Annotated in this window: 2 protein-coding genes; both read left to right on the top strand. The window is 64.9% G+C overall.

Annotation, left to right across the window (positions count from 1 at the left end):
- Positions 1–1363 (top strand): integrase arm-type DNA-binding domain-containing protein (locus OXF11_04365; GenBank protein ID MCY4486332.1); only part of this gene is annotated, 1363 nt, incomplete at its 5' end.
- 661 nt (positions 1364–2024) lie between these two features.
- Positions 2025–2327 (top strand): retA reverse transcriptase, encoded by a 303-nt coding sequence (locus tag OXF11_04370; protein ID MCY4486333.1) that lies wholly within the window; start codon positions 2025–2027, stop codon positions 2325–2327.
- The last annotated feature ends 68 nt before the right edge of the window (positions 2328–2395 follow it).

Genomic DNA, 2395 nt, shown 5'->3' on the forward strand with positions numbered 1-2395 from the left:
CACCATGTCAACACAGACCGGGAAGCGCACCGCCAACCTCAAGGTGACGCTGAACAAACGCAACGTCGAGTCCCTCAAACCTGCAGACAAGCCCTTCATCGCGTGGGACGACAAGTTGACCGGCTTCGGTCTTCGCGTCCAACCCTCCGGCGTTCGCGCCTATATCGTTAACTATCGTGTCGGTACCGGTGGGCGCAGGGCCACCAACCGGCGCTTGGTCATAGGACGCCATGGACGTGTGACCGCCGACCAGGCGCGGCGCTTGGCTCAGGAAACCCTCGGCCGTGTCGGCGGCGGTGATGATCCTGCAACGGAGCGTGCCCTCGGCAGAACGGTTCCAACCTTGCGCGAGGCCTTCGATGAGTTTCTGGCCGCCGGGCCGAAGCGCAAGGAGAGCACGGTCGCGGTTTACCGCTGCACGGTCTACCGGAGTCTTGGCGCGTGGATCGACCGTACGTTGGACACCATTGACCGACGCGACGTGGAGAAGTGCTTCCTGCGGCTCACGAACGAAGCTGGATGGGCGCAAGCGAATAGCGCAATGAACATGCTGCGTATGCTCTACCGCCGCCATTGCATCGATATCCAGGGGCTGCACAACCCGGTGGACCAGTGGCGGGCGGCCGGCGGGCGGCCCCACCGCCCGCGGCGGCGCACGATCCAGCCCCCGGCCGAAGTGTTGCCGCGCTGGCACCGGGGCATCGAGACCGTGGTGCGAAACCCTGTCGCCCGCGACGCTTTCCGCTTTGGTCTTTACACGGGCATGCGCAAAGCCGAGGTCTCCGGCCTCGAGTGGGCGCGCGTCGACCTGGACGAGATGACTTTCCGGGTCGAGGAGACCAAGACCGGCGAGCCGTTGGAACTGCCCGTCACGCGCCAGCTCGTGACTATCCTTCAGCGCCGCTTCGCCGAGCGCGACCGCTTTCCCGAGCGCAGCCGGGGTTGGGTGTTCCCGTCCGGAAGTGCCGAGTCGGGACACATGAACGACGGAATTCATTACCTGAATGCGCGGATCAGCGAGGCGGGCGGGGCGAGGTTCTGGTTTCACGCGCTGCGCAACTGCTTCATCACCGTCGCCAACCGCGACCTGATGCTGCCGGTGAGCCTGACCAAGCGGCTGGTCAACCACGCGAGGCCCCAAGACGTGACCGAGGGCTACGCCGCCGACTGGACCATGGAGCAACTTCGCGTCGCCGCCCAACGCGTTGCGGACCGCATCGACGAGTTAATTCGTGCGGGTGTGCCGACGCCGGGGGCGACCACGCGGGCGGGGAACGCGGAAACCGGCCGCGTGGAAGCATTGCCGGACTGGTCCAGGATTCTGGACGCGAATCCGCCGTTGGCGTCAACACCGATATCCTGAAAGTAACCGACCGCGCGGCGGTGATGTCCTGGCGGGGCCGGTCGGGAAAGCGGCCGATGAGCGGGAGGTTTCCGCCCATCCCTACCGTGGCGTTGGCAGGCCAGCGGATTGAAGCCCTTCACCGCTCAAGCATCAGTTTCGCGTAACACTCACTCAGGCTGTTTCCTCTGGTCGACGGCACGACGCGGATGATCTTCGGCGCCCAAGAGACCTTTGAGGTACTTGCATCCACTGGTTGACCACCCCCCGGGCCTCAATGGCATCCATACTCGCTTTCGCTCCCTTCATGGCTTTGCGCGTTCATGTCCCCTCTTCTCCGACTCCATGGGAGCGGAAGATGGGTGTGAACCTTGTGGCAAGGACGCGGGCGCCTGATGGCGCCCGCGGAACGATCTTCGCCGCATACACAAACGACCATGGTCTGGAGGCGAGCCGCCCCGTGGGATGAAACAGAGGGCTGACCCGATTCGGTCTCAGTCTCCACCCGGACAAGACCCGCCTCGTGGAGTTCGGGCGGTTCGCGGCAGTGAAGCGACGCCAGCGCGGGGCGGGCAAGCCGGAGACATTCGACTTCCTGGGTTTCACGCATCATTGCGCGACGACCCGGCGAGGACGCCTCAGGCTTGGTCGCAAACCGGTCGCCAAACGGGTCAACAGGACCTTGGCGCGCATCGAAGAGGTGCTCCGCAAGCGCTGGCACCACGACATCTGGGAGGTGGGCGAATGGCTCGGGCGGGTCTACCAAGGCTGGCTGAACTACTTCGCCGTTCCGGGGTCGAGCCGGTTCGTTCGTAGGTTCCGCCGCAGGTTGCAACGCCTGTGGATGCGGGCGCTACGCCGGCGGTCCCAGCGAGCTCGCTTCGACTGGAAGCGACTGGAGCGCATGACCGAAATCTTGTGGCCACGCGTTTCCATTCGCCACCCATGGCCGGACCAGCGGTTCGCCGTCAATCACCCAAGGTAGAAGCAGGATGGTTTAGCGACCATGTCCGGACCTGCGCGGGGGGTGCGCAGCAATGCGCATTCCTACCG

This window comes from Deltaproteobacteria bacterium, assembly GCA_026712905.1.
GTDB lineage: Bacteria > Desulfobacterota > Binatia > UBA9968 > JAJDTQ01 > JAJDTQ01.